Below are 24,405 nucleotides of genomic sequence, written 5' to 3' on the forward strand. Positions count from 1 at the left end.
ACACGAGAAAATAGAGATCACTCTTCTTCTTCTAAATACGTATAGCCATATAAACCACTTTCAAATTCAGTGATAAATTGCTTTTGAAGATCTTCATCTAAATTGGCATTTTTTACTTGATTACGGAAACGCTCTAGCAAAACAGCAGGATTTAATTTCACATACTGAAGCATATCAGCAACGGTATCACCCTCTTCACTGAGTCGATAAGTCAAATTACCTCTTTCATCAAGATAGACATCAAATGCCGCGGTATCACCAAATAAGTTATGCATGTTACCCAAAATTTCCTGATAAGCCCCGACCATAAAGAAGCCAATCATGGGTGGATATTCAGGATCATAAGCAGGCATTGGCATTGTAGTTTCAACACCATCACCATTAACATAATGATCAATAATACCATCTGAATCACAGGTGATATCCAATAAAACAGCACGGCGATCAAGCGGTTTATCTAGTCCTTCAATCGGTAATACGGGGAATAACTGATCAATACCCCAAGCATCAGGAAGTGATTGGAATAAAGAGAAATTAACATAAAGCTTATCTGACATGCGCTCTTGCAACTCATCAATAATAGGACGATGAGCACGATTACTTGGATCTAAATCGTATTGAATGCGACGACAAATATTTAAATAAAGCTCTTCAGCCCATGCACGCTCTGTCAAACTAAGCATGCCATGTACATATTGGGTGTGAACATCATGCAAATCGAGCTGACTATCATGTAGCCACTCACGTAATGAACGACTATTTCCTTTGGTTTGCATCTCTTCCCATGTTTCCCAAAGGCTTGCAATCGCTCTTGGTGCATCTTCTTCTGGCGACGTAATCGGTTTGAACTCATTACGTTCAACACCAATAACATTAGAAATCAATACGGTATGATGTGCGGTTAATGCGCGTCCTGATTCTGTGATAACCGTAGGATGTGGTAAATCATTTTCATCACAAGCATCACCAATAGCCCAAATAACGTTATTTGCGTATTCATTTAAGCCATAGTTAACAGAGCAATCAGATTGAGAGCGAGTCCCTTCATAGTCAACACCTAGGCCACCACCCACATCAAAATACTGAATATTGACCCCCAATTTATGCAGTTCCACATAAAAACGGGCTGATTCGCGTACACCTGTTGCAATATCACGAATATTCGCCATTTGCGAACCTAAATGGAAATGCAATAGTTGTAAACTATCAATACGACCAGCTTGGCGTAATGTATCAATCAGTTGTAATACTTGAGTCGCTGCTAATCCAAATTTAGATTTTTCACCACCACTTGCCTGCCATTTTCCAGAACCTTGAGAGGCTAAACGAGCTCGCACCCCTAAACGAGGGATGACATTTAATCGTTCAGCTTCTTCTAACACCATTTTAATCTCAGACATTTTCTCAATCACTAAGAAAACTTTATGCCCAAGTTTTTCACCCGTTAGTGCCAAACGAATATATTCACGGTCTTTATAACCATTACACACAATCACTGAACTTGTCATGTTTGCATGTGCAAGTACTGCCATTAATTCAGCTTTAGAACCTGCTTCTAAGCCTAAAGGCTCGCCTGCATTAATTAATGATTCAATGACACGGCGCTGTTGGTTAACTTTTATTGGATAAACTAAAAAATAATCGCCTTTATAGCCATAAGCTTCTCGTGCGCGTTTAAATGCAGCATTAATAGAGCGCAAACGATGTTGTAAAATTTGAGGAAAACAAAAGAGAGCAGGAAGACGAAGTTGTGAATATTCTTCTTGTACTTGTTTAACGAGCTCCGTTAAATCCAAGGTTGACTCAGGAGCATCTGGGTTAGGACAAACACTAATATTTCCACGATTATTCGCTAAGTAGTACCCACCACCCCAATAGGTGATGTTGTAAGTTTGTTCCATCTTACGAGTGATATTATCATTCATGACATTCTCCTTAGGGAGTATGAGTTTATACCTTGCCTGTCACTATAGTAGCCAAAAATTTCACATAATGCTGAAATGACTGATAAATAACAGTTATAAGTAATGGCTCATTATATTTTTATGTGATTATCCTGCTCCACGCGGGATATAATAGTAGAAAGTAATCAGGCTAACCTATAAGAAGTTAACACAATCACCTATTGACAAGTAACAGACAACTTCGCTCTAAAGAAAAAGAGTTTAAAGAGGAGATGACTCGAAACATACTATATATATCGCGAACATAAGTATGGCGAGTACTATTTGAATTTTGCAAAAAAACAACCGGTAGACAATGGATCATTACCCATTCACTCCACACATGACTTAATTCAATAAGTCATTTCCCTAACGAGAAACAGGATTAGCACCCTGCGGTTTACACTGTATGCATATTTTACAGTAACCGCGAGTTTATACCTGTAGTTAACTAAAAATGCAAAAATAAAATGCATAAAATACTTAATTATATCATTTACCTATTTTTTAAAACAAAATAGCACTTATGAAAAAAACAAGATTGACTGCTTGTTGCTAGTTTATCGCTATAATTGTTTAAAAAAAACTGGAATTAAAGAGAGAACAGACCTAAAATGGACGTCTAGATGTTAAAACATCCATCCTTAACCATTTTGTATTAAGGTAATGATAAATTATGACCACACACCTTTTTACTTCTGAATCAGTATCAGAAGGACATCCTGATAAAATCGCGGATCAAATTTCTGATGCCGTTTTAGATGCTATCTTACAACAAGATCCAAAAGCACGTGTTGCCTGCGAAACGTATGTAAAAACGGGCATGGTAATGGTCGGCGGAGAAATTACCACCAAGGCTTGGGTTGATATCGAAGAAATCACACGTAACACCGTTCGTGAGATTGGCTATACCAGTTCCGATATGGGCTTTGATGCTAATTCCTGCGCAGTTATCAGTGCAATAGGAAAACAATCACCTGATATTAACCAAGGTGTAGACCGTGCTGATCCTTTAGAACAAGGTGCCGGTGACCAAGGTTTAATGTTTGGTTATGCAACTAACGAAACTGATGTTTTAATGCCAGCACCAATTACTTATGCTCACCGTTTAGTTCAACGCCAAGCACAAGTTCGTAAAAATGGCACATTACCTTGGTTACGCCCTGACGCAAAAAGCCAAATCACTTTCCAATATGATAATAGTAAAATTGTTGGTATTGACGCAGTAGTATTATCAACTCAGCATTCAGAAGATATTTCTCAAAAAGATCTTCATGAAGCGGTGATGGAAGAGATTATTAAGCCTATTCTGCCGACAGAATGGTTAAATCCACAAACCAAATATTTCATTAACCCAACAGGTCGTTTTGTGATTGGTGGGCCTATGGGCGATTGTGGTTTAACTGGCCGTAAAATTATCGTTGATACATACGGCGGTATGGCACGTCACGGTGGTGGAGCATTCTCTGGTAAAGATCCATCAAAAGTAGACCGTTCTGCGGCATATGCTGCACGTTATGTTGCTAAAAACATCGTCGCTGCAGGTCTTGCTGATCGCTGTGAAATTCAAGTGTCTTATGCGATTGGTGTTGCTGAACCAACATCAATTATGGTGGAAACATTTGGCACAGAAAAAATCCCAACCACTCAGCTGACTTTATTAGTTCGCGAGTTCTTTGATTTACGCCCTTATGGCTTAATTCAAATGTTAGATTTACTTCACCCTATTTACCAAAAAACAGCTGCATATGGTCACTTTGGTCGCTCAGAATTCCCATGGGAAGCGACAGACAAAGCAGAAATTTTGCGAGAAGCTGCGGGTTTAAAATAAATCGTATTTATATCGCAATCGCATATTAAATGCGCATAAAAAACCACCTAAAATAAAGGTGGTTTTTTTATACTTATCATTTACATTAATTTTTAAAGCAATAATAAATTCAATAACAAACGCGTTTTATTTTTATATCAAATTTTATTGCTGACTAAATAGATTAGTTAGGATAGTGAATCCATTCTCCTTGTTCTCCTAATTTAATGTAAGATTGATTTTGATACTCAACAACGGTTGTTCCTTGATTTTCATTAACCTTTTCTGTTTGAGGTAATTTATTAATCAATGTATTCCAATCAATGGTAGATTGTTTAAATACCTCACCATCAACATTACGTGAAATAAATTCGGAAATAGCTAAATAACTACTTGGTTTATTAACGATAGTAGGTGAATAGCGAGGCCCTTTCTCTTCTATTCCAGTAAAGCGAATTCCTACAGGGACTGTTGTTATACGCTGACTTGGAATATCACGTAATCCTGACATTTGGGTTTTATCCCCTTGCAAGGCGGCGCCATGTTCAGGAATAACCACAACCATAACTTTTCTACCTTTTTTATCTAGCTCATTAATAAAGTTATTTAAATTATCTAATAATGTAACCGCTCGTTTTCCATAATCTGCTGTACTATTTTCACCTTTAAAGCGATTACCATCATGTAATGTCACAAAGTTCATAAAGGTAACACTACGCTTATCCTTGGATTGTTCTCGAGATTGTAACCAACGAGATAATGTTTCTTTATCGTTATAAATCTTCGATCCATCAAAAGCAGTAAGCTGATAAGAAAGACCTTTTTGATCTTGCATCTCAATATTAAGATCACCTAATTGCTGGATCTCTTGAAGATAGTTTCCAAATTTCCCGTTATGATCGAGCGCTAATTCTTTTGTAAATCCTAAAGAAGCTAAATTATCCATTAATAAACATTGCGTATCAGTAGGATCATATAACTCCGAATGACGGCCTTGCCCACAACTTGCTCGTAATAATCTTAATGAAGCTGGGCCACTATAAGACGAGACCGAGTTAAATTGTTTAAATAACACATCAAAGTTCCCCCAAAGAGGATGCCCTTGTAGCCCTACCGCTGCCATATCCGCGGTTGAAAGTGAGCAAATATTAATAATCAATATATCAAAAGGTTGAGCATCAGAAGATAATTTAGTCGGAAATGTAGTCATTCTTTTTTTCTCACCCTTATAGAATTGCGTAAGCCAATTATCCAATGACTGAGGTGAAGAAGAATTTATAGGCTCAGAAGAAAGAGAAAAGGAGTTCGCTGATTCAGCATCTGCTTTATCCACTAAAACATCTGATTGGCTGGCTGAGTTGATTTCTTCTTTATTACTGATGTTATTCTCAGACACAGCATTATTGGCTAGTACAGAAGGTACCATTGATTGCGAAAAATGAGTAATCCCATCAATATTTAGCCATAGTACTCCAGCAATAATAAAAACAGAAATTCTCAACCACTGTTCAATAAAAAGGTAAGCAACTAATAAAAGAAAAGCGACACCAATCATTTTTAAATTAATAAAATTTGCTGTTAGCTCCATTAAATAATCGAATGAAAATTGTTTAAGCAAACTACCTTGAGATAAAACGGTTGAAAAACTAGGTAACCAAGTATCATGATAAAACAAAATTATACCTATCGGGATAGCAATCCAATTACGTATTTTAAATAATAAATTATCAGGTAATGGGAATATTAAAAATGCGATAAAAAGCAAATTACTAAAAGCATCAAAATTTAAGTACCCATACCATAGTAAAACAAATTTTAACAAAAAATAAAAATTCCATGCTCCTAACCCGTGCCAGTAATTTAAAAATCTAAAATGAGAACTATTAGACTTTTTCATATTAAAACCCTAAATATAAGTATAAAAAATCAACAGACATATGATTAATCATATCTGTTTTCTTATTACCTCTTAAATTCCATCAATAATTTAAAACCACTCATTACGATGTCATAAAAAATATTAAAAAATAAATAAAAATATAAACTATTTAAATATGCACCATCCCTTTTATATATAAATAAGTAATTTTTAATATATATGCGATATAAAAAACAACCTTCGACATTTATGATGATAGCGCTTAAATTTTAAAAAAAAATTCATAACTTACATTAAACTATAAAACACAGAATTATCTTATTACAAGCAAGATATAAAAAAACAACAAAAAAACAAATAACGATAATTACAAACATAAATAAAACATAAGTATCATAAAAATAACAAAACAAACAAAAAATAAACACTTTACTCCTTTTATGATAATCTTTAAGTGATATTTAATTAAAAATGATATAGATCAACATATAAATCCGATAGTCGAATTATGATTAGAAATATAGGTGTTATAAATAAATTTTATAGTTTTTACACTTATTTGAACTAGATTCTTTTTTTATTTTTTATCAAAAAACAATTAAAAAATAAACTAATTTAAGTGTTTTTACTAAATTGAAATAATGATATTTAAGGCATACTCTAAAATACGATAGTTATACAAAATCTATTAGAATTAATTTAATCAACCTTTTCCTGATATAAATATTGGGATGTGTTTTCTTGCCATTTCATTTAGAGAGAAAAAAATGAACAACAAAATATTTATTAAATCAAAGATAAATAATGAAAAAAGCAATCCAGGGAAGGATATTGAAAAATTGCAATCTATGTTTACTCTAAATAATTATCAGTATAAAAATATAAATAAAAAAGAAGAAGAAAGTGCCATTACTTACCGTTGGCCATTACTTAAATCATTTAATCATATAGCTCAACGAGGTTAATTTTATGCCACTTGTTATTTTAAACGGGATAAGAGGTGGAGTGGGAGCAACATCTACAACAATTACACTTGCCAGACAATTAACACTACAAAAGAAAAAAGTAATTATCATTGATAATTGTATTGAAAATATATTGTACTGCTATTTATCAGGAGAAAAAAAACAAACAACATTAAGTCAAGCATTATTAAAAGAGACTCCCATACAAGAAGCTATTTTTGACTATCAATCTCACCTTCAAATTTTACCTTTTGGAGTTGTAGATCAAAAGGATAGTTTACTTTTACAATCATCATTATCAGTAAAACAAAATGTTGATAATTTTCTTAGTCACTTTATTCAACATAATCCTGATACCATTATTTTAATGGATCTACAGTATTCACAATATCAAGATACCATTTTTTCATCTTGGTTAGAAAAAGCAGACATTTTACTCACTATTACTATGGCTGAAAGTAACTGTCATATCCGACTTAATCAGCATAAATTTAGCGCAAATGAGTATGTGTTAATTAACCAATTCAGAGCCACCAGCCAAGTTCAACAAGATTTCCGCCAATATTGGCAAACAACATCATTGCCATTATGTCCCATTGTTCTTCATCAAGATGAAGCGTCATTAGAAGCCTGTGCTTCACAATTACCTTTATATGATTATCGTTCTAACTGCATGTTAGTTGAAGAAATTAATCAACTCACACAATGGTGTTTAGCGTTATTAATAAGGAAAGAAGGATAAAAATAATGCCATCCCCTTACTATATAACGGAAAAAAAACAAAGAAAAAAAATTCAACATATATTAATCCGTTACTACACATTTTATCGTCACAATGGGGCATCTCGTAGTGCCGCTATTATTAGTGAATTATTTCAAGGAATAATGTGGTTTTTTTTACGTATGGAATCCTCTTTTTGGCAAAATATTGTAAAAAAACAACGCGCATTATTTCCTCATATTAATCCACGGTGTCCTAAATTATTCGATCCATTGAGATATTTACTGCAAAGTATCTGGCTAACTGGTCAGTATGCTGTGTATTTTTTTATTAAAAAACCAATCACGTTGATTGCTTATATAAAAAGTGTCGATAGACGCGTTTTCACACATGCTTCACCAATTGTTTCGCAGATTGTTGAAAATAAAAAACAACCTTTATCATTCTGGCAATATCTTCTTTATTCAGGAATCGCTATTTTAGCTGTTTTCTTTATTTTACTGAGTATTACTCAACCTTTTGATCTCACGTTCCAATTTATATTTGTCATTACACTTTGGATTATAGCGTTAGCAATTCAAGATATACCAGGACGTTTAGCGTCTATTATGATGACGATGCTAGCACTGACGATTGCTTGTCGTTATATCTGGTGGCGATATCATTCCACTTTATATTGGACGGATAATTTCAGTCTTATTTGTGGATTATTACTATTACTTGCAGAAACTTACGCATGGTGTGTGCTATTTCTTAGTTTTATGCAATGTATTTGGCCTCTTCATCGTAAACCTATTTCAATGCCTGACGATATTACAAAATGGCAAAATGTAGATATTTTTATTCCTACTTATAATGAAGATCTACAAATCGTCAAACCCACTATTTATGCCAGTTTAAACCTTGATTGGCCTAAAGATAAATTAACAATTTATCTGCTTGATGATGGTAATCGTCCTGAATTTAAAGCGTTTGCTGAAGAAGTCGGTATTCGTTATATCACTCGCGAAAAACATGATTTTGCTAAAGCAGGTAATGTAAATAATGCCTTAAAACAAGCAACGGGTGAATTTGTTGCTATTTTTGATTGTGACCATATTCCAACACGCTCATTTTTACAATTCACTATGGGATGGTTTTTAAAAGATGAAAAAATAGCATTAGTACAAACACCACATCATTTTTTCTCACCGGATCCATTTGAGCGAAATTTAGATAATTTTCGTGAAACTCCTAACGAAGGTGCACTTTTTTACGGTTTAGTACAAGATGGAAACGATACTTGGGATGCCACATTTTTCTGTGGTTCATGCGCTGTTTTACGTCGTAGCGCGCTTGATGAAATTGGGGGCATTGCTGTTGAAACTGTCACAGAAGATGCTCACACCTCACTACGCTTACATCGTCATGGTTGGAAATCTGCTTATATTAGAATCCCACAAGCAGCCGGTTTAGCTACAGGTTCACTTTCAGCACATATCAATCAACGCATTCGCTGGGCTAAAGGCATGGTACAAATATTCCGCCTTGATAACCCTCTATTTGGCAAAGGGTTAACGCTGGCACAACGACTTTGTTATTTAAATGCCATGCTACATTTTTTCTCTGGCATACCTCGTATGATCTTCTTATTAGCACCACTCACATTTCTTATTTTTCATGCTTACATTATCTACGCACCAGCTATCGCTATTATGATCTATGTTGTGCCATATCTTGTTCATATTTCTCTTGCTAGTGCGAAATTACAAGGCCCTTATCGACACTCATTTTGGGGTGAAATCTATGAAACTATTTTAGCTTGGTACACCACTCGCCCTGTATTAAGTACCCTTTTTTCACCACACAAAGGTAAATTTAATGTGACAGAAAAAGGGGAAATGATGGAAAAAGACTTTATTGATTGGGATATCAATCGGCCTTATTTACTTTTTCTTAATTTGAATTTATTAGGTGTTTTATTTGCTTGTTGGCGAATTATCACGGGCTCACCTGATGAAATGTTAGCCATTTTTATGTGCTTATTGTGGGTGTTTTATAATCTAATGTTATTAGGTGTTGCTATTGAAGTTTCAGCAGAAACAAAGCAACGACGTCAATTTCCTCGTGTTCGAGTTAATTTTCCTGCCATGATTTTATTAGATGATGGATCACTTTATCCCTGCAACCTTCATGACTTTTCTGACAATAGCTGCGCTGTTTTATTACCCAAAAATATCACACTTTCTTTAGCTAAAAACGATCAAGTTCGCTTATTGCTAAAACAAAATCAGCGTGAATATGTTTTTAAAGCAACTATTGCACGTATAGATAAACAAATCATTGGATTGCAGCTTCTGGATATGACGCCACAAGAAACCAACCATTTTATTGCTTGTACTTTTGAGCGCGCTGATACCTGGGCTAAGTGGCAACACGATCTTCCTAATGATAGACCACTACATAGTTTAAAAAATATTATCTATATCAGCATGCAAGGCTATAGCACCCTACTAAAACGGGCACCTTATTTTATCTACGCTACGTTTTGCTTATTTGGTTTATTTTTACAGTGGCTTTCATCGCTACTTCCTCAACATGTCAATCTTTCACAAATTGTTCGTCAATCTTAAAGAATAAAACATCGTTATTACTAACAATAACTTCATGGGTAACAGTAATGAAAAAACGTTTCCTCATATTTGTCTTAATTATGCTCACGACTTCTGTTTATGGAGCTGATACGCAACTAGATCAAGGCAATATTTCAGAAAAAATAATCGCTTTATTTAAGGCAGAGCCTAAAAAAGATCAATTAACAACCGCTGAGACAGTGCCTCCAGCACATCAAAAAGTATTAAAATTTGCAAAAACAGCACCTATTTATGGTGGTATGCATTTAACAGGCTCTAGCTCTGATGGCTATTTAGAATTTGGTGTACGTAGTGATGAATATGTTTCAAAAGCTATATTGAATTTAGAATTCACACCATCACCGTCATTATTGCCGATTGAATCACATCTTAATGTCTATCTAAATGATGAGTTAATGGGAGTCATTACGTTAAAAGAAGAAGATTTAGGAAAGAAGAATCAAATCACGATTCCTATCGATCCGCTCTTTATTCAAGATCTTAACCACATAAAAATCTCGTTTATAGGCCATTATCGTGAAATCTGTGAAAATCAGGCTAATAGTACACTTTGGCTTGATGTCAGTAAAAACAGCCAATTAAATTTAACGTATCAATCTCTAAACTTAAAAAATGAATTAGCTAATTTTCCGGCACCTTTCTTTGATAAACGTGATTTTGGGGCAGTAACATTACCGATTGTTTTTACTCAGTCACCCAATTTAGTACAACAAAAAGCAGCCGCAATATTAGCGTCTTGGTTTGGTACTCAAGTTGATTGGCGCCAGCAAGATTATCCTGTTTATTACAACGAATTACCGAATAGACACAGCATTATTTTTGCAACAAATAAACAAAAACCTGATTTTTTAAAACAACATGCTGATGTTAAAGAACCCACTATTGAAATGATAACTCATCCTACTAACCCTTACGTTAAATTATTACTCATTATGGGGCGTGATGATGATGATTTAATGACGGCGGTAAATGGAATAGCTAGAGGGCAAATTATTTTTAGAGGGAATAGTGTCACAATTAATAAAGTAGAAGAAATTAATCCTCGTGAACCTTATGATGCACCAAAGTGGGTACAACTCGATAAACCTATCTATTTTAATACACTTCAAGATTATGAAGGCCAGCTTCAATCACGAGGTTTAGAGCCTAATCCAATAACCTTAAATATGACATTACCCCCTGATATATTTATGTTTAATAATACAGGGTTACAAATGCAATTACTTTATCGTTATACCGCTCCTGCTTTTAAAGATGATTCGCGACTCTCCATTTCTATTAACGATCACTTTATTAAAGCTTATCCGATTGAAAATGATAAAAAAGAGAACACGATTATTGCTTATTTACCTTTAATTCAAGGATGGATTGAATATAAAAATCTATTAAATATTCCAGCAATAAAATTAGGAGAACGTAATCAAGTTACTTTTGCTTTTGATTATACTAATCCTATTCCTGGTGGCTCTATTGACCAATGTATTACCTATCACCCAGTTCCTAATTCTGTTGCGATTGATGAATCATCTAACTTTAATTTTACAGGTAGCTATCGACACTATATTGCACTGCCAGATTTACGTGTTTATAGTCATTCTGGTTTCCCATTTAGTCGTTATGCAGATCTTTCTGAAACCGTCATTTTTGTTAATAATCAACCTTCTCCAACCCAATTATCAACCTTGTTAATTTCAACAGGAAATATTGGAGCGCAAACCGGATACCCTGCAATTAATGTTTCACTCACCAATTCACTTGAAGAATTACAACAAAAAGATGCAGATTTATTGTTAATAGGTGCACTGCCACCCACATTAAGTAATGATAAAAAAATAAATTTAATAATCGATAAAACTCGTAGTGAAATCACACTTCCTTCACGTGATACCAATATATTTAGCGATGCTAATTACCAAGAAATAAATAAACGTCCTGATAGTCGCACTTCATTAACATCAAAAGGATCAATGGGCGCCATTATTGGTTTTCAATCCCCATTTTTTTCACAACGTAGTGTCGTTGCTTTATTAGCAGACAGTACTCAAGGTTATAAACTATTAAATGAAGCAATAAGCGATAGTGGTAAACGTGATGCTATGTTTGGCTCAGCGGTGATTATTAGAGAATCTGGCGTAAATAGTTTACGCGTTGGCGATACCTATTACGTGGGGTATTTACCATGGTGGGAAGAGGCTTGGTATCTATTCGCATCACACCCTATTTGGCTTGGTTTAGCGGCAATAATCGGTATTACAATTATTTCTCTTCTTATTTGGCGAGCAATGAAAATAAGAAGCCAACGTCGTTTAGCAGCCAAGGACTAAGCTATGTGGATATCTCGTAATAGTTATTATAAAACGATGATCATCCCCTTTTTGCTGACAGGCTTTTTGCCTGTCACGCAAGCAAGCGATGAAAAAGCAGAAGCCTTTTTGCAAGAGCAAGTCGCTTTAGGTTCATCAACAGGGAATGAAACATTAGTTGCCCAATCACTACACCGTTTATCTCTTATTAAGCCTAATGATCCCAATATACTATTGTTACAAATCCAATTTGCAATAAAACAGAAAGATAATGAGAACGTGCAACGATTGTTAGAGCAATTACATTCACAATATCCCCAATCACAACAATATCAAAGAGCTATCAAAACCTTATCTCTCACAACAAAAGAGAATAAACAGAAACTTCAACGTGCACAGCTTTATTACACTGCGGGTCGTTTTGATGAGGCTTTAAATTTATATGATGAAATATATCAAGGTATTCCTCCTGACTCCCTCTCAGCTTTAGAATATCTTCAAGTATTGATGCAATCTTCATCTAAAAATAAAAGAAATAAACTAAACCAAATCTACCGTCAATATGGAAACGATGCGGAAATAGCAAAGATATATCAACAACAAATTTCTCAGATAACATCAGTCACTACAGCAAAAAAATCAAACTCTGATATTTCTGCATTGCCTATTGCAACCTTAAAACAAAAATTACATAACAAACCTAATAACGCCGATATTTTTGGTGCATTAGGAATACATTATTCTCGTGCTAATCAGCGAAGATTTGCCATTTATTACCTTTCAAAAGCACTTAGATTATCACCAAATCATGATGACAGTAGCCAATGGCGAACAATGATGCGTTCCAACCAATATTGGTATCTGCTTTCTAAAGGTGATGAAGTATTATTACAGCATAATTATCAGTTAGCTGAACGTATATTTATTCAAGCTAATAAATTAAGCCCTTATAAAAGTGAACCTTATATTGGTTTAGGCGATATCGCTATTGCAAAAAAACAATTAGAGAAGGCTGAGCACTATTATTTGCAAGCATTAAAATACGAACCTAATCAAGGCACAACGCTTCATCGTTTAGCAAAGCTTTATCGACAACAATCACATGAAAAAGCCTATCGCTTTATTAAAGGTTTAACCTCAACCCAATATGCGCATTTAGCAGAAGATTATAGCTATATAATTTCAGGTATTAGACAAGATCTTGCAGCAGATGATGAACAGAAAGGTCAATATATTGATGCAATTGAAAAACGTAAAGCAATAACTAAAGATTATCCTAATGATGTTTGGAATATTTATCGTCTCACGGACGATCTTTTAATCATGCAACAAAATCAACTTGCTGATGATTATTTTCAGCGCTTGAATCAACGTATCCCTAATGATCCTTCTCGCCTTTATGCTTATGCGTTATATCTCAATAAAATAGGAAAGGAAGCACAAGCACTCGATGCACTCAATCAGATCCCTATTTCACAACGTAGTAAAAGTATGGGCGAGCTCGAAAATAGATTGCGCTTTAATCAAGTAGTTGCATATGCCAAATCTTTAAGAAAACAAGGTTATGAAAAACAAGCTACCAATTATCTACTCACCCACATTTCATCTGAGCAAAAAATACCCACATATTTATTATTAGCACAATGGGCTAGGGAGCAAAATAATCCCACAGAGGCGCTCAGTTATTATAAACAGGTCTTAAATTTAGCAAATAATAACGAAACCGCATTATTAAATGCAGTACAGACAAGCTTAGAACAAAATGATAAAGCTCAAGCGAATATCTATCTCACTAAAATAGAAGCATTATCACCAGAAGAATTCGATCTTAATTCAATAAGGCAATTAGCCAATGCAGAAAAAGAGATAGGAAATCAAGAAAAAGCACAACATTACTTTGCTTATTTAACAAGGAAAGTTGAAAAAGACTCAAAGAATGCAAATGCTCTTTTGTTACGTGATATTGGGCGTTTTCATCAGGAAAATCAAGATAGCAAGCAAGCTCGTTATTATTATCAACAGGCAATGCAAAAAGCAGGAATAACAAAAACACAGCCAAAAGATAATATTGAATATACCCAATTAATGCGTAATAACGAAAAAGATAATTGGCTATCTCGTAGTTTACGGGCTAATGCTGAATCACTTTATCACCAACAAGAATGGCGATTTACACTTGAACATGATTACTGGGGTTCGACTGGGAATAGTGGATACTCAAAATTACAGGCTCATACAACAATGTTACAGCTCGATAATCCCCTTTATGATGGCCGTTTCTTTTGGCGTGCTGATCTCGTTAATCTTAATAGTGGTAAACTAGGTGATTCACCTTATGACTCTAAATTTGGGACTTGTTATCGCTCAGGATGTTTCCCTTTAGAACAAAAAGCCTTTGGTATTAGTCCTGCAATAGGTTTTGAAAATAATCAATGGCAATGGGATCTTGGGACAACACCGCTTGGCTTTGAAGTGACGGATTGGGTTGGTAAAATTGCCTACAGCCATGATTTTTATAATGTAGGTTGGACAGTTGATCTTCATCGTCGGCCTGTAAATAGCTCTTTACTCGCTTTTGGTGGCCAACGTGATATTTTGACTAATCAAACTTGGGGTGGTGTAAGAAGAACAGGAGTACGATTAAGTGGGAGTTACGATAAAGGAGGAAAAGACGGTTATTGGGGTGAAATTTCCGCTGATAAATTAACGGGAAAGAATGTTGAAGACAATAGTAGTATCAGAGGAATGGGTGGCTATTATTACAAACTTATTAATGAAAATAATCGTCGTGTTTCTGTTGGTTTAAATACCATGATTTGGCACTATGATAAAGATTTAAGTGACTATACCTTAGGACAAGGCGGATATTATAGCCCCCAAAAATATCTCTCTTTAGGATTACCGATTAATTATCGTCAACGGACTGAAAATTGGTCTTGGGAGTTATCAGGTTCTCTTTCGTGGTCTTATTCTCAAACTGATGATAGAAAACGTTACCCATTACAACATCTTGTTTCACCAGATAAATTTAATCGTTATCCCAATATATTCCCATCAGAAGAAAGAGATACCGTAGATAAAGGAAGCTCAAGTAACGGTTTTGGTTATACAACAAGAGCATTAGTAGAACATCGGCTAACACCACATTGGTTTATAGGGGGTGCGATTGATATTCAGCAGGCAAAAAACTATACCCCTAGTCATGCATTACTTTATTTGCGTTATTCATTTGATGGTTGGAATGGTGATTTAGATTTACCACCTAATCCATTAACACCTTATGCTGATTTTAAATAGATAGTCTTGCTATTTATAGCTTAATGGGAAGTTGTCACTTTTACTTTCCATTAAGCTTATTTGTATAAAATAGTGATTAGCGAGATTTACGTATCTGTCCTATTAAAAATGAGCCTACAATCATTGCAACAACAAATATAGCACCTTGATAAAAACCACCACCAACAAGTATTAAGCCTGGGCCAGGACAAATTCCCACTAATCCCCAGCCAATGCCAAATAAAATACTGCCTATCACTAAAGGCTTATCAATTTTTCTATTTTTGGGAATAGAAAAAGTGCATCCTAGTAAAGTATGTTGACGTTGGCGAGCAAATAAATACCCCACCGCACTGATACAAAGTGCACTTATCATAAGTACGAATAATGATGGATCCCAATTTCCTGTAATATCAAGAAAAGCGAGTATCTTTTGAGGATCGCTCATTTTTCCTATTATCAAACCGGCACTAAATAACAAGCCACTTAAGAACGCAATAAATTTAGTCATTATCTACATTCCTATAGATGGCGTTGTAAATAAACAGTAATAAATGCCGTCGCCATAAAAATAATTACAGCAATAATAGACCGGCGTGATAAACGCGCTAATCCGCAAATACCATGACCACTTGTACATCCATTAGCTAAACGAGTCCCTACTCCCACCAGCAATCCTGCGATGATTAACATCAAGGGTGAAGCATCAATTACTGGTAATAACGGTTCATTTATCATATAGAAAAGAGCAGGTGCTACTAGCATGCCGGCTAAAAATGCCCAACGCCAGCCATTACCTTGTTGTTTTTTCGATAAAACCTCACCTAAAATACCGCTTATTCCTGCAATGCGACCATTAAAAATCAACAAGATAGTAGCGGCTACGCCTATCATTAATCCACCAATTGCCGAACTTAATGGCGAAAAGTGAACCCAATCAATGTTCATAAAATAACCTACTATTTTGGACAATAAAGCTGATAAAGCGTATTAAGTAATACCAATACTTTTTCATCTGCAATAGAGTAAAAAATACGTTTACCATCACGACGAGTATTAACAAGCCCTTCGTTGCGTAAAACAGTAAGTTGTTGAGAAAGCGTAGGTTGACGAATACCCACACTTTTTTCTAATTCACTTACACTTTTTTCACTCTGACTTAGTTGGCACAATAAAAGTAATCTGTCGCCATTCCCAAGCGTTTTTAGCATGGTGGAAGCTTCATTGGCAGCTAATTTCATTGCTTCTAATAAATCAAGTTGAGCTTGTTGTGTCATGGTAAACTCCATAATCAATATACTTTTTAATAATATGTTAATTTATATATTGTGCAAGTTTTCTTTTATTGCGTGTTTCTATAAGGCGCTATATGCTCTCTATCATGAAAACAGTTAGAGTGCCCATCGCCCTAGTGCAAAGTATTATGCGAACACTGCGTGAAAAACTGCAGCAGGCGAATATTTATCTTAATACAAATTATCCAGAACCTACCCTACTTTATAATCAAAGAGGAACAATTGCTGGCAGTGCTTATTATGCAAATTGGGAAATCCGAATCAATCCTACATTATTGATTGAAAATAAACAGAATTTTATTGATGAAGTTATCCCTCATGAATTAGCTCATTTATTGGTAAATAAGCATTTTGGCCGTGTTGCGCCTCATGGAAAAGAGTGGAAATGGATGATGGAAACTGTCCTTCAAGTCTCGGCAAAGCGCACACACCACTTTGATATCAGTAATGTCTGTGCAAAAACGTTTAGTTATGCTTGTCTGTGTGAAGAGATACATCAATTAACGATTCGACGTCACAATAAAATACAAAGGGGAGAAACTCAATATCGATGTCGACATTGCCAAGCCATTTTACAACTTATCAAACCATAATATTATGAAATCAAAAAGCCGATATCCTCATTGAGTTAACATCGGCTTTCTTGTGTAATTCTTTAGTATTGTATTAAGCAAACTCACTCATAATATGAGAAGCAATTTCAAAATAGATAATCAGCCCTGTCCCATCAATTAAAGTAGCAATAAAGGGAGCTGAAACAACAGCAGGATCAATACCTACACGCTTTAATACCATAGGAATGACAGAGGAGACAACTGCACTCCATACCGTAATTAAAACTAGTGTAAATCCAACAACCATCATAACTTCCATACCTACACCTAAGAACCAAGCGCGAGCAAAGCCCGCAAGTCCCATAGTCACGGCAACCATGATTGATGTTGTTATCTCTTTTCTTAATACAGACCATACATTGCGTAAGCTCACTTCACCTAGCGCCATGGCTCGTACTAATGTTGATGTAATTTGCGTACCACTATTCCCACCTGTACCAATTAACAATGGGATAAAGAATGCTAATGAAATAGCCGCTTCTAACCTATCTTCAAAAGCATGTAATACTGTACTGGTATAAGCTTCTGCAATAAATAACATCAATAACCATACAACCCGTTTACGCCATAATACGACAGGGCTTGTTTCTAAATAGGGCTGATCTAAAGGCGATGTTGCACCTTGCATTTGTGCATCAAGTGTATTTTCGTCTTCAATTAATTCAGCAATATCTTGAGGACGTAATACACCCACTAATTTGCCAAAGTGCATAACAGGTACGCTATCTAAGCCACTGTGGTTAATTAATTGGTAAACATCATGACGATTTTGATCGGGTGAAACAGAAAAAAAAGTTTGTCGCATAATGTCTGATACAAATAAATCATTACTGGCGGTTAATAATGACTTAACGGGTAAAATACCATTTAAATAATTATCTTTATCAATAACATAAAGATAGGTTGGAATAACCTCATCTTGTAAATCATTAACTAGTTGCGCTTTTACTCGCTCAATAGGATCAGCCACAGAAACGGCAATATAAGACTGGCTCATATAAGCGCTAACGGTGGTATCATCTTTTAAACGTTGATGTTTATCTTGTTGAGGATTTTTTTGTTGTGTGTTTAAAGTATTATCAGCAACTAATGTTGCATCAACTTTATGTTGAGTTGTCACTTTCATTTTGGGGATCCCTATTACTGTTTGTGTTTAGCAAATCAGTTCTCCATAGGGGCGAAACCAGAAGCGAGAATGCAAAAGCCATCTACACGTCTCGGTTTTAGCACTATACAACGTATCTAGTCTCTATTGGATACCAATAAATAATAGAAGTTACATGGGGATATACCTTCGATCGATATATCCTGTCCTAATCTTGGGCGTCTCTCGACGTCGTCAGATCAGTAACCTATGTTTGTATAGGAGCCTCGCCTAACGAGATACTGCACTTTTCTTACGAATGCGGCGCGCATTATAACCACTTAAAATAGAATGAAAAGCAACATCTCGTTTCTGTTTAAGTTCTATTGAACGTTGCAATAGATAAATAAACACATTATTTATGATAGATAAGAGTTTAATTAAGAGAATAAATAAAAAGATAAATTAATATCATTGAGGATAATCTATTTATTAATAGCCAATTTAATACACTTTTTTATGTTTTAAATTCTCTGCCTGTAAAAAAATTTCTTCGGCTGTTTTACCATCCAATGATTGGCACATTTTTTTCGTAAGAATATCCCCATTCTTATTACGGCCAGCGACAACTAAATCATTAAAATCAATATCATTAAACATCGCTAATTCTATTGCTTTATCAAAGCGTTCCTGTTCTTCAACTGATAAAGAACTTCTCATTTCAACAATGGAGCTACGCAGTGACTCAACATTAGAACCATCAAGGGTTTGAGGTTTTTCACAGCCTGAAAGCATCATGCTGAATAAACAAATAAATAACATTTTTTTCATATATCCCCTCCTCTCCCTTGATTCATTAAATCATAGCAGAATGTTAATAAGGAAACTGCCACTATCTAAAATATATTTTTATTTTATCGTCATCATATTGAATAAATAAAGAGCATAACTTTAATATAGAACGAATAAAGCGTATTTTAATTAATACTCGCTCAATTTTTGATAAAAATATTAAGAAAAACCCTGTTAATAAATTAACAGGGTAAAATGTAGAAAAGAATAAGAATAGAAGGAATAAAATAGGAATATTAAGCGAGTTCTACATCGCCTTTTAAGCGACAACTGCAAGCTAAAACATACCCCTGGGCAATTTCTTTTTCAGTTAATGTGCTTGTACTGGTAACGTCATAATCACCACTTAAAATACGTGTTTTACAACTACCACAAACACCTGCGCGACATGCAGCTAATACAGGGACATTATTATCTTCCATCGCAGATAATAATGTGACGCCTACAGGTACTTTTATTTTTGATAAAGAATGACGAATTGTCATCGTTAATTGTTTATTATTATCAACGCAGGCAGGCTCATCACCAAAACGTTCCATAAAAATATTTTCGCTTGGTACACCTAAATTTTTTACAAACTGCCCTGTATCTTCCATATAACTATTGGGACCACAGCACATAACCGTACAACTCGCAATATCAGGCACAAGTGCTGCTAATTTTTCTTGTGATATACGACCACTCAATAATCCACCATCTTCAGGTAATTTAGGCATCAAAATAAAATTAAGATGATGAGGATATTCATTCACTAATTCCAACCATTCTTTTTCAAAAATAAATTGGCTACGTTCATGAATATTAAAAATAACCGTAATATTAACTTTGGGTTGATTATTTAACAACCAACGCGTCATCGACATAATAGGTGTTACGCCACATCCAGCAGCCAACATTAAATAACGGTGATTCGTTTTATCTGCACAAGTAAATTCACCTTGAGCATCAGATAACCACAAGTAATCACCTGGTTTAACATTTGATGTCAGCCAATTAGAACCAACACCATTATCTAATCGACGAACAGTTAATGTAATAAATCGACTTAGTCCAGGAGATGAAGATAGCGTGTAAGCACGCATTGTTTCATCACTATTATTAATACTCACTAAGGCGAATTGCCCAGGTTTATAAGGATAAAAATCGTGATTAATTAAATTCAGCGTCCACACTTCTGGCGTTTCCTGCAAAATAGAGTGAACTTGCATACGATTAGGACAATAAGAAGTAGGCATCGTCATTGATAAAAACTCCTCACCGAAGCCCGCAAGCTTCGGCAATGATGATGAATGAAAGCATTAAGCACCCAGAATATCGTGAAGATCTTGCTCTGGCGTAGTAATAGAACGCATTCCAAATTTCTCGTTTAATATTGCGAGTAAATTATCAGTTAAGAATGCAGGTGCAGTTGGGCCGGTATAAATATTTTTTACACCCAATGAAAGAAGCGTTAATAAAATAACAATCGCTTTTTGTTCAAACCAAGAAAGAATTAAAGACAGTGGTAAATCATTCACACCACATCCTAATTTTTCAGCCAGATTAACTGCAAGCATAATGGCAGAGTAAGCATCATTACACTGACCTACATCAAGTAAACGAGGCAAGCCTTCTAACGTACCAAAATCAAGTTTATTAAAACGATATTTACCACATGCTAATGTCATAATTAAGCAATCTTGTGGTATTTCTCTTGCTAAATCAGTGTAATAACTACGTTCACCACGGCTACCATCACAACCACCGACTAAGAAAACATGGCGTAGTTTTTTCTGTGCGACTAAATCAATAACTGTATCAGCCGCATTGAGTAATGTTTGGCGACCAAAACCAACGGTAATTAAGTGCTCGATTTCACTGTATGGAAAACCATCTAATGATTGTGCTTGTTCAATCATTTCAGAGAAATCATTGCCAGTAATGTGTTTCACACCAGGCCAACCGACGATGCTACGAGTCCAAATGCGAGAACCGTAATTCCCAACATTAGGATCAATAATGCAGTTTGACGTCATTAAGACAGGACCTGGGAATTTAGCAAATTCAACTTGTTGATTTTGCCAACCACTACCATAGTTACCCACTAAATGTTTATATTTTTTAAGTTCAGGATAACCATGAGCTGGCAACATTTCACCATGAGTGTAAACATTAATACCTGTACCTTCTGTTTGCTCGAGTAGCATTTGCAGATCTTTTAGATCATGACCTGAAATTAAAATTGCTTTACCTGCAACAGGACGAACATTAACAGAAACAGGGGTAGGATCACCGTAAGCTTGAGTCTCACCTTTATCAAGAATAGCCATAACACGAAAATTCATTTGACCAATGCCCATCGCATTTTCCAATAACTCATTCATATCAGTAGGATTAGTACCTAACCATGACATATAGCCATGGTACTCTGCATAAATATCATTATCGTATTGACCTAAAACATGCGCATGCTCCATATACGCCGCAGCACCTTTTAAACCATAAAGACAAAGCATACGTAAACCATGAATATCATCACCGATTTCTGCTTTATCACCATTTAATGCAAAACGTTGAGCTTGTTTTTGTAAACTCTCTAAATCATTACCTTCAAGTTGAATTTCAGCTTTAGGATTAACGACTTGAATAGCTGCATTTTTAGCAAGCACTCGTGCTTTTAAATTCTCACGCAAATAAATCGCTTCTTTGGCATAACCTACAATACGATCAGAATCAAAGTTAACGTTAGTTAGCGTTGAGAAAAATGCACGAGGTGCAAAGCTATCAATATCATGATCAATAATATCGACACTACGTGCAGCGATTGCCCATGCTGATAGCCCTTCTAATACAGCTACTAATAAATCTTGAAGATCTGAGGTTTCAGCGGTTTTACCACACATACCTTGGGCATAAGCACAGCCATTACCCACAGGTGTTTTCATTGTTTGTTCACATTGCACACAATACATACCGAATTCCTTCTAATTATAACTATAACGCTTTTTTTATAAGTTGCATTTAATATGCAACATAAGGATACGCCATTCTTATAAGAGGAAAAGTGCAATATCAAACAATCTCAGTTTTGTTTGATCTAAAGCAAAATCATCATCATTTTTTAAATATTAATTGATTATTATTTAACCGCTCTATATGAAAAACTATTTGCTTAATTCTATCTATATATTAATTACCATTAATAAATATAAAGATTAATTAATCTATTTTTTATTTTTTATAACTTTGAAGCAATAAATCTGTGAAGTGAATCGATTTAACTGACTATTTAAGAAATATTCTTTATTGTTTTTTCTAGTTAATATCACCTATTGTAGTAATAGGTAATAAAATGACGTTAATTGTTATATTTTATTAACCAAAGAGTGATGAAAAAAATTATAGTGCCGAATACTAATCACCCTACACCGGAGAAGAAAATGATCAAATTAGATAATGTTCCATCTCAATTCCGTCCTTTAGAAAGCTATAAAATGCTCATTGGTGGAGAATGGGTCTCTAGCCTTTCACAAAAAACAACGCAGACATTTAATCCTGCAACAGGCCAGTTACTCAGTGAATATGCACTAGGTGATGCAAAAGATGTTGATCGTGCTGTAAGCGCGGCTAGAAAAGCATTTGCGACATGGAGTAAAACCTCACCGGCTGAGCGACAAACATTCTTATTAAAAATTGCTGATCGATTAGAGGAAGAACAAGAACGTCTAGCGTGGATTGAATCACTGGATAACGGTAAACCACTCAATGAGTCGAAAAACATTGATTTACCTGCCTGTATTGACCATTTTCGATATTTTGCAGGTGTGATACGCTCTCATACAGATGAAAGTGCCATCCTTGATGAAAATACAATTAGCCTGGTTATTCGCGAACCTATTGGTGTTGTAGGTCAAGTTATTCCATGGAATTTCCCATTATTGATGGCAGCATGGAAACTTGCTCCAGCAATTGCTGCTGGCGATACTGTTGTTATCAACCCAGCAACACTCACCTCACTTTCATTATTAGAACTAGGTCGTATTTTGAATGAAATATTACCAGCAGGTGTTATAAATATTGTAACGGGTCGCGGATCTGTCGCAGGACAAGCAATTTTAGAACATAAAGATATTGATAAACTCGCGTTTACAGGTTCAACTAGTATAGGTTACACCGTTGCAGAAGCTGCTGCCAAGAAAATGGTGCCAGCTACTCTTGAATTAGGTGGTAAGTCTGCAAATATTGTCTTCCCTGATGCTAACATGAAAAAAGCAGTCAAATATGCAGCATTGGCCATATTAATGAATCAAGGACAAGCGTGTGAATCCGGTTCTCGTCTGTTCTTACATAAAGATATTCATGATGACTTTTTAAAAGAGTTAAAAACTGAATTTGAAAACATTCGTGTTGGTGATCCACTTGATCCGAATACTCAAATGGGAACTCAAGTTAGCCAAGATCAAATGGATACAATTTTAGGTTATATCGATATCGCTAAAAAAGAAGGGGCAACCATTCTAACAGGTGGCGAGCGTATTACAGGTGATGGGTTTGACGAAGGTTTCTTCATTCGTCCAACTATTATTACCAATGTAAATAACCAAATGCGTGTTGCTCGTGAAGAGATTTTTGGCCCAGTTTTATGTGTTATTCCATTTGATAATGAACAAAATGTCATTGATATGGCAAACGACTCTGATTATGGACTGGGTGGTGCTGTTTGGACTCAAGATATTAATCGTGCATTACGTGTTGCTAGAGCCGTTGAAACAGGTCGTATGTGGGTTAACACCTATCATGAACTTCCTGCTCATGCGCCATTTGGTGGGTATAAAAAATCAGGTTTAGGTCGCGAGACACATAAAATGATGTTAGATGCTTATACCCAAGTAAAAAATATTTTTATCAGTACAAAAGAATAAATAATCTCTATTTTCAATATCCTAATAATTATAAATAGCTATACTCATCTCTTTGCCTTCTCCCCAGAAGGCTTTTTATTTTCTACTTATAAAAAAACCATATATTTAAAACCTTTTAAAACATATGGT

The 24,405-nt window shown here is 35.1% G+C and carries 17 protein-coding genes and 1 riboswitch; of the genes, 8 read left to right on the forward strand and 9 right to left on the reverse strand.

What is annotated here, in order from left to right:
• Positions 1 to 17: 17 nt before the first annotated feature.
• The gene (gene speA, locus M983_RS04700; RefSeq protein ID WP_066747790.1) at positions 18 to 1,925 is read right to left on the reverse strand and encodes a biosynthetic arginine decarboxylase; all 1,908 of its coding nucleotides are present in this window, start codon (positions 1,923 to 1,925) and stop codon (positions 18 to 20) included.
• A gap of 694 nt (positions 1,926 to 2,619) precedes the next feature.
• Between speA and metK the strand changes: the two genes are divergently transcribed.
• Complete coding sequence (gene metK / locus M983_RS04705) at positions 2,620 to 3,774, forward strand: methionine adenosyltransferase (RefSeq protein ID WP_066747793.1); 1,155 nt, start codon at positions 2,620 to 2,622, stop codon at positions 3,772 to 3,774.
• A 163-nt stretch (positions 3,775 to 3,937) separates the two neighbouring features.
• Here metK and bcsG read toward each other — a convergent pair whose 3' ends face one another.
• Entirely contained in the window at positions 3,938 to 5,650 is a 1,713-nt protein-coding gene (gene bcsG, locus M983_RS04710) for a cellulose biosynthesis protein BcsG (protein ID WP_066747796.1), read from the reverse strand.
• A gap of 749 nt (positions 5,651 to 6,399) precedes the next feature.
• Between bcsG and bcsR the strand changes: the two genes are divergently transcribed.
• From bcsR to bcsC, 5 genes are read left to right on the forward strand one after another with little or no spacing between them, the layout of a single operon-like run.
• Entirely contained in the window at positions 6,400 to 6,597 is a 198-nt protein-coding gene (gene bcsR, locus M983_RS04715) for a BcsR/BcsP family cellulose biosynthesis protein (RefSeq protein WP_066747799.1), read from the forward strand.
• A 4-nt stretch (positions 6,598 to 6,601) separates the two neighbouring features.
• Entirely contained in the window at positions 6,602 to 7,339 is a 738-nt protein-coding gene (locus M983_RS04720; RefSeq protein ID WP_066747809.1) for a cellulose synthase operon protein YhjQ/BcsQ, read from the forward strand.
• 5 nt (positions 7,340 to 7,344) lie between these two features.
• A complete protein-coding gene (gene bcsA / locus M983_RS04725) occupies positions 7,345 to 9,930 on the forward strand; it encodes a UDP-forming cellulose synthase catalytic subunit (RefSeq protein ID WP_066747811.1) in 2,586 nt (861 codons plus the stop codon).
• Positions 9,931 to 9,977: 47 nt separating this feature from the next.
• Positions 9,978 to 12,275, forward strand: coding sequence for a cellulose biosynthesis cyclic di-GMP-binding regulatory protein BcsB (gene bcsB, locus M983_RS04730; protein ID WP_066747813.1), 2,298 nt, complete (start codon positions 9,978 to 9,980; stop codon positions 12,273 to 12,275).
• A 3-nt stretch (positions 12,276 to 12,278) separates the two neighbouring features.
• Positions 12,279 to 15,551 carry a cellulose synthase complex outer membrane protein BcsC gene (gene bcsC, locus M983_RS04735; RefSeq protein WP_083954550.1) on the forward strand — a complete coding sequence of 1,091 codons (3,273 nt, stop codon included), beginning with the start codon at positions 12,279 to 12,281 and terminating at the stop codon, positions 15,549 to 15,551.
• A 76-nt stretch (positions 15,552 to 15,627) separates the two neighbouring features.
• Here the strand turns inward: bcsC and M983_RS04740 are convergent, their stop codons facing one another.
• The 3 genes from M983_RS04740 to M983_RS04750 are packed head-to-tail and all read right to left on the reverse strand — an operon-like array spanning position 15,628 to position 16,807.
• On the reverse strand, positions 15,628 to 16,041 hold the full coding sequence (locus M983_RS04740; protein WP_066747815.1) for a DUF6691 family protein: 414 nt from the start codon (positions 16,039 to 16,041) through the stop codon (positions 15,628 to 15,630).
• Positions 16,042 to 16,052: 11 nt separating this feature from the next.
• A complete protein-coding gene (locus M983_RS04745; RefSeq protein ID WP_066747817.1) occupies positions 16,053 to 16,478 on the reverse strand; it encodes a YeeE/YedE family protein in 426 nt (141 codons plus the stop codon).
• 11 nt (positions 16,479 to 16,489) lie between these two features.
• Positions 16,490 to 16,807, reverse strand: a complete 318-nt coding sequence (locus M983_RS04750) for an ArsR/SmtB family transcription factor (RefSeq protein WP_066747821.1) — start codon at positions 16,805 to 16,807, stop codon at positions 16,490 to 16,492.
• 104 nt (positions 16,808 to 16,911) lie between these two features.
• Here M983_RS04750 and M983_RS04755 point away from each other — a divergent pair, with 104 nt between their 5' ends.
• Positions 16,912 to 17,418 carry a SprT family zinc-dependent metalloprotease gene (locus tag M983_RS04755; RefSeq protein ID WP_157091928.1) on the forward strand — a complete coding sequence of 169 codons (507 nt, stop codon included), beginning with the start codon at positions 16,912 to 16,914 and terminating at the stop codon, positions 17,416 to 17,418.
• A gap of 73 nt (positions 17,419 to 17,491) precedes the next feature.
• On the opposite strand, the gene M983_RS04760 is transcribed toward M983_RS04755, so the two are convergent.
• The 4 genes from M983_RS04760 to hcp form a co-directional block, all read right to left on the reverse strand.
• Positions 17,492 to 18,565 (reverse strand): magnesium transporter, encoded by a 1,074-nt coding sequence (locus tag M983_RS04760; protein WP_066747827.1) that lies wholly within the window; start codon positions 18,563 to 18,565, stop codon positions 17,492 to 17,494.
• Between the two features lie 75 nt (positions 18,566 to 18,640).
• Positions 18,641 to 18,829: riboswitch (M-box (ykoK) riboswitch) on the reverse strand.
• 198 nt (positions 18,830 to 19,027) lie between these two features.
• A complete protein-coding gene (locus tag M983_RS04765; RefSeq protein ID WP_066747830.1) occupies positions 19,028 to 19,354 on the reverse strand; it encodes a DUF6694 family lipoprotein in 327 nt (108 codons plus the stop codon).
• A 257-nt stretch (positions 19,355 to 19,611) separates the two neighbouring features.
• On the reverse strand, positions 19,612 to 20,616 hold the full coding sequence (gene hcr, locus M983_RS04770; RefSeq protein ID WP_066747833.1) for an NADH oxidoreductase: 1,005 nt from the start codon (positions 20,614 to 20,616) through the stop codon (positions 19,612 to 19,614).
• Positions 20,617 to 20,673: 57 nt separating this feature from the next.
• Positions 20,674 to 22,326: a hydroxylamine reductase gene (gene hcp / locus M983_RS04775; protein WP_066747842.1), complete on the reverse strand. Its 1,653-nt coding sequence runs from the start codon at positions 22,324 to 22,326 to the stop codon at positions 20,674 to 20,676.
• A gap of 468 nt (positions 22,327 to 22,794) precedes the next feature.
• Between hcp and M983_RS04780 the strand changes: the two genes are divergently transcribed.
• Entirely contained in the window at positions 22,795 to 24,276 is a 1,482-nt protein-coding gene (locus M983_RS04780) for an aldehyde dehydrogenase family protein (protein WP_066747845.1), read from the forward strand.
• The last annotated feature ends 129 nt before the right edge of the window (positions 24,277 to 24,405 follow it).

This window comes from Proteus myxofaciens ATCC 19692 (assembly GCF_001654855.1).
GTDB classification, from domain to species: Bacteria; Pseudomonadota; Gammaproteobacteria; order Enterobacterales; family Enterobacteriaceae; genus Proteus; species Proteus myxofaciens.